At 47.5% G+C, this 5,807-nt stretch carries 2 tRNA genes and 3 rRNA genes; all 5 read right to left on the bottom strand.

The features are described from left to right. Nucleotides 1-20: 20 nt before the first annotated feature. A 5S ribosomal RNA gene (rrf, locus tag JMX48_RS13805) occupies nucleotides 21-135 on the bottom strand. A gap of 185 nt (nucleotides 136-320) precedes the next feature. Next, nucleotides 321-3,180: ribosomal RNA gene (locus JMX48_RS13800) — 23S ribosomal RNA — on the bottom strand. Nucleotides 3,181-3,533: 353 nt separating this feature from the next. After that, a tRNA-Ala gene (locus JMX48_RS13795) sits at nucleotides 3,534-3,609 on the bottom strand. A gap of 7 nt (nucleotides 3,610-3,616) precedes the next feature. Continuing rightward, nucleotides 3,617-3,693 (bottom strand) — tRNA-Ile (locus JMX48_RS13790). Between the two features lie 76 nt (nucleotides 3,694-3,769). Then, nucleotides 3,770-5,308, bottom strand: a 16S ribosomal RNA gene (locus JMX48_RS13785). The 16S, 23S and 5S rRNA genes sit together here with 2 tRNA genes alongside, the layout of an rRNA operon. Nucleotides 5,309-5,807 lie beyond the last annotated feature (499 nt).

Below are 5,807 nucleotides of genomic sequence, written 5' to 3'. Positions count from 1 at the left end.
GGGGGTAATGAGGAATAGAGAGCTGACGATGACCTACTCTCACATGGCCGGAGCCACACTACCATTGGCGCTATGATGTTTCACTTCTGAGTTCGGGAAGGGATCAGGTGGGGCCATCATGCTATTGTCGTCAGCAAAGGGGGTTAGATATGAGTCTATTATTTTTATTGTTTGACAATAAGGGTTTAGCTTATGGTCGACCAACTTGTAACCTAACTGAATCAAGGTTAAAGGTGATATCGAAATATATATATTCTATAAGCTTTCGCTTATACAAGATAGATTAATTAGAGCTTTCATACAAACCACTTGGGTGTTGTATGGTCAAGCCAAACGAGCAATTAGTACAGGTTAGCTACATGCATCGCTGCACTTCCACACCCTGCCTATCAACGTCGTAGTCTTCAACGGCTCTTTAGGGAAATCTAATCTTGAGGTGGGCTTCCCGCTTAGATGCTTTCAGCGGTTATCCCATCCGAACGTAGCTACCGGGCAATGCCACTGGCGTGACAACCCGAACACCAGAGGTTCGTCCACTCTGGTCCTCTCGTACTAGGAGCAGATCCTCTCAAATTTCCAACGCCCACGGTAGATAGGGACCGAACTGTCTCACGACGTTCTAAACCCAGCTCGCGTACCTCTTTAAATGGCGAACAGCCATACCCTTAGGACCTGCTTCAGCCCTAGGATGAGATGAGCCGACATCGAGGTGCCAAACACCGCCGTCGATATGAACTCTTGGGCGGTATCAGCCTGTTATCCCCAGAGTACCTTTTATCCGTTGAGCGATGGCCCTTCCATACAGAACCACCGGATCACTAAGACCTACTTTCGTACCTGCTCGACTTGTGGGTCTCGCAGTTAAGCGCGCTTTTGCCTTTATACTCTACGACCGATTTCCGACCGGTCTGAGCGCACCTTCGTACTCCTCCGTTACTCTTTAGGAGGAGACCGCCCCAGTCAAACTACCCACCATACATTGTCCTCGGTATTGTTATACCTGAGTTAGAACCCCAACATGACCAGGGTGGTATTTCAAGATTGGCTCCACCGAGACTAGCGTCTCGGCTTCAAAGCCTCCCACCTATCCTGCACAAGTCAGGTCAAAGTTCAATGTAAAGCTGTAGTAAAGGTTCACGGGGTCTTTCCGTCTAGCCGCGGGTACACAGCATCTTCACTGCGATTTCGATTTCACTGAGTCTCTGCTGGAGACAGCGCTGCCATCATTATGTCATTCGTGCAGGTCGGAACTTACCCGACAAGGAATTTCGCTACCTTAGGACCGTTATAGTTACGGCCGCCGTTTACTGGGGCTTCGATCAAGAGCTTCGCTTACGCTAACCCCATCAATTAACCTTCCAGCACCGGGCAGACATCACACCCTATACGTCCACTTTCGTGTTTGCAGAGTGCTGTGTTTTTAATAAACAGTTGCAGCAGCCTGGTATCTGCGACTGCCAACAGCTCAAGGAGCAAGTCCTATCACCATCAACAGCGTACCTTCTCCCGAAGTTACGGTACCATTTTGCCTAGTTCCTTCAGCAGAGTTCTCTCAAGCGCCTTGGTATTCTCTACCTGATCACCTGTGTCGGTTTAGGGTACGATTCGTTTATAACTATTGCTTAGAAGCTTTTCCTGGAAGCATGGTATTTGCCACTTCACTGTACAAGTACAGCTTGCTATCAGATCTCAGCCATATAACAACCCGGATTTACCTAAGTTGTAAGCCTACATCCTTTCACCTGGACAACCAACGCCAGGCTGACATAACCTTCTCCGTCCCTCCATCGCATTATAAACAAGTATCGGAATATTAACCGATTTCCCATCGACTACGCCTTTCGGCCTCGCCTTAGGGGTCGACTCACCCAGCCCCGATTAACGTTGGACTGGAACCCTTGATCTTCCGGCGTGCGAGCTTTTCACTCGCATTATCGTTACTCACGTCAGCATTCGCTCTTGTGATACCTCCAGCACACTTTACAATGCACCTTCACAGGCTTACACAACGCTCCCCTACCACTTGAAAACAAATTCAAATCCGCAGCTTCGGCTCCTAGTTTGAGCCCCGTTACATCTTCCGCGCAGGCCGACTCGACTAGTGAGCTATTACGCTTTCTTTAAAGGATGGCTGCTTCTAAGCCAACCTCCTAGCTGTCTATGCCTTCCCACCTCGTTTCCCACTTAACTAGGAATTTGGGGCCTTAGCTGGCGGTCTGGGTTGTTTCCCTCTCCACAATGGACGTTAGCACCCACTGTGTGTCTCCCGGATATCACTCATCGGTATTCGGAGTTTGCATCGGTTTGGTAAGTCGGTATGACCCCCTAGCCGAAACAGTGCTCTACCCCCAATGGTGTTCGTCCGAGGCGCTACCTAAATAGCTTTCGGGGAGAACCAGCTATCACCGAGTTTGATTAGCCTTTCACCCCTATCCACAAGTCATCCCCTGGCTTTTCAACGACAGTGGGTTCGGTCCTCCGGTGCCTGTTACGGCACTTTCAACCTGCTCATGGATAGATCACTCGGTTTCGGGTCTATGCCCTGCAACTAAACGCCCTATTAAGACTCGGTTTCCCTACGGCTCCCCTAAACGGTTAACCTTGCTACAGAACATAAGTCGCTGACCCATTATACAAAAGGTACGCAGTCACTCCAATAAATTGAAGCTCCTACTGCTTGTACGCACACGGTTTCAGGTTCTATTTCACTCCCCTCACAGGGGTTCTTTTCGCCTTTCCCTCACGGTACTGGTTCACTATCGGTCAGTCAGGAGTATTTAGCCTTGGAGGATGGTCCCCCCATCTTCAAACAGGATTTCTCGTGCCCCGCTCTACTTAATATGTTAACTCTAATGTTTCGAATACAGGACTATCACCTACTACGGTCAGCTTTCCCACGCTGTTCTTCTACATTAGAATTAATCGGCTTCTCCCCGTTCGCTCGCCGCTACTAGGGGAATCTCATTTGATGTCTATTCCTAAGGGTACTGAGATGTTTCACTTCCCCTCGTTCGCTTCCTAATAAATTAGGATACCTACCTTATGGTAAGTGGGTTTCCCCATTCAGAAATCTCCGGATCACAGGATATTGCCGCCTCCCCGAAGCTTATCGCAGGCTGTCACGTCTTTCATCGCCTCTGACTGCCAAGGCATCCACCATGTGCGCTTCATTACTTGACCATACAACCCCAAGTAGTCTTAACTTATAAATAAGCTTTGACTTCAAAGTGTCATAAGATCTAATTATGATAACGATATCACCTATGTTTATACGCTTGATTCAGTTCTCTTTACTTTTTTTAGTAATCAACCCCTGGGATAACAACTGATGTCGTTAAGAGGTCGATTACTAAGGTTAAGAGGTGCGCGTGAACACGCTCCTCCTAACCCAGACTCATATCTATGTTTTTAAATAGTTTCTATGCTCTCATCGAGTCACAGATTCTGTATAAAACAGAAAGAAGTAATCAATCACAATCACTTGTTTCTATTTAATACTATTAGCACCTAAAGCTTACTCTCGTCTATAGTAGTGGTGGAGCCAAACGGAGTCGAACCGTTGACCTCCTGCGTGCAAGGCAGGCGCTCTACCAGCTGAGCTATGGCCCCATATAAATGGTGGGTCTAAGTGGACTTGAACCACTGACCCCCGCGTTATCAACACGGTGCTCTAACCAGCTGAGCTACAGACCCAATTACGCTTGCAATAAACGTAAGCTTAAACTAAAGAACAACTTGTTGTGAATTCTTGCTGACCGAATGTCATCTATAAGGAGGTGATCCAGCCGCAGGTTCCCCTACGGCTACCTTGTTACGACTTCACCCCAGTCATCAACCACACCGTGGTGAACGCCTCCCCGAAGGTTAAGCTATCCACTTCTGGTGCAATCAACTCCCATGGTGTGACGGGCGGTGTGTACAAGGCCCGGGAACGTATTCACCGCGGCATTCTGATCCGCGATTACTAGCGATTCCTACTTCATGGAGTCGAGTTGCAGACTCCAATCTGGACTACGATAGGCTTTTTGAGATTCGCATCACATCGCTGTGTAGCTGCCCTCTGTACCTACCATTGTAGCACGTGTGTAGCCCTGGTCGTAAGGGCCATGATGACTTGACGTCGTCCCCGCCTTCCTCCAGTTTGTCACTGGCAGTATCCTTAGAGTTCCCGGCTTAACCCGCTGGTAACTAAGGACAAGGGTTGCGCTCGTTGCGGGACTTAACCCAACATCTCACGACACGAGCTGACGACAGCCATGCAGCACCTGTATTCTAATTCCCGAAGGCACTCCCGCATCTCTGCAGGATTCTAGATATGTCAAGACCAGGTAAGGTTCTTCGCGTTGCATCGAATTAAACCACATGCTCCACCGCTTGTGCGGGCCCCCGTCAATTCATTTGAGTTTTAACCTTGCGGCCGTACTCCCCAGGCGGTCTACTTATTGCGTTAGCTGCGTCACTAAGTCCTCAAGGGACCCAACGACTAGTAGACATCGTTTACGGCGTGGACTACCAGGGTATCTAATCCTGTTTGCTACCCACGCTTTCGAGCCTCAGTGTCAGTATGATGCCAGAAGGCTGCCTTCGCCATCGGTATTCCTCCAGATCTCTACGCATTTCACCGCTACACCTGGAATTCTACCTTCCTCTCACCTACTCTAGCCTAACAGTTTCAGATGCAGTTCCCAGGTTAAGCCCGGGGATTTCACATCTGACTTATCAAGCCACCTACGCTCGCTTTACGCCCAGTAATTCCGATTAACGCTTGCACCCTCTGTATTACCGCGGCTGCTGGCACAGAGTTAGCCGGTGCTTATTCTGCAGCTAATGTCATCGTCTGTGGGTATTAACCACAGAGTCTTCTTCACTGCTTAAAGTGCTTTACAACCAAAAGGCCTTCTTCACACACGCGGCATGGCTGGATCAGGGTTTCCCCCATTGTCCAATATTCCCCACTGCTGCCTCCCGTAGGAGTCCGGGCCGTGTCTCAGTCCCGGTGTGGCTGATCATCCTCTCAGACCAGCTACAGATCGTCGCCATGGTAGGCCTTTACCCCACCATCTAGCTAATCCGACTTAGGCTCATCTAATAGCGAGAGCAGTAAACTGCCCCCTTTCTCCCGTAGGTCGTATGCGGTATTAATTCGAGTTTCCCCGAGCTATCCCCCACTACTAGGTAGATTCCTAAGTATTACTCACCCGTCCGCCGCTCGACGCCTGATAGCAAGCTATCATCGTTTCCGCTCGACTTGCATGTGTTAAGCCTGCCGCCAGCGTTCAATCTGAGCCATGATCAAACTCTTCAGTTTAATCTTGCTATGAAGTCCTTTAAAGAGACTTCTAAACTTGGCTCATTTAATCTGGCAAATCGCTAAAAATTATGTTCGTAATGAATTAACTTTGAGTTTTTCTGCTGTCTTAAATGATAATTTTTATAGTTAATAATCTTCCCGAAAAGAAAAGATAGTCAACTTTATTTTTTAACATTCTGAATCAACAAAAATCCACACAAGTTGTTCTTTAGTTATGCTTTTAAATAATGTCTGACACTGTCGTCCAGTGTGAGTTTCTTAAACGCTAATTAAGTAAACCAATGTGGCTTATCCTGTTTAGCGAGCTGACCATCATATCATGTTTTAATAGACTGTCAAGCTTATTTTTTTAATTCGTTTCAGTAAGTTAGCTCGATAATTTATAGTGAATAATCACTAATTTGTTAACTGCTTTGCCTTAATGAGGTGCGTATTATAGACGCTTTAATTAGATTGTCAAGAAATAAATTATTTTAATTTAGAAGTAACTTAAAAT

It is taken from the genome of Psychrobacter immobilis (assembly GCF_904846225.1).
Taxonomy (GTDB): Bacteria; Pseudomonadota; Gammaproteobacteria; order Pseudomonadales; family Moraxellaceae; genus Psychrobacter; species Psychrobacter immobilis_F.
Note: the sequence above shows the minus strand (reverse complement) of the source record. Positions and strands in the feature narration are given on the sequence as shown.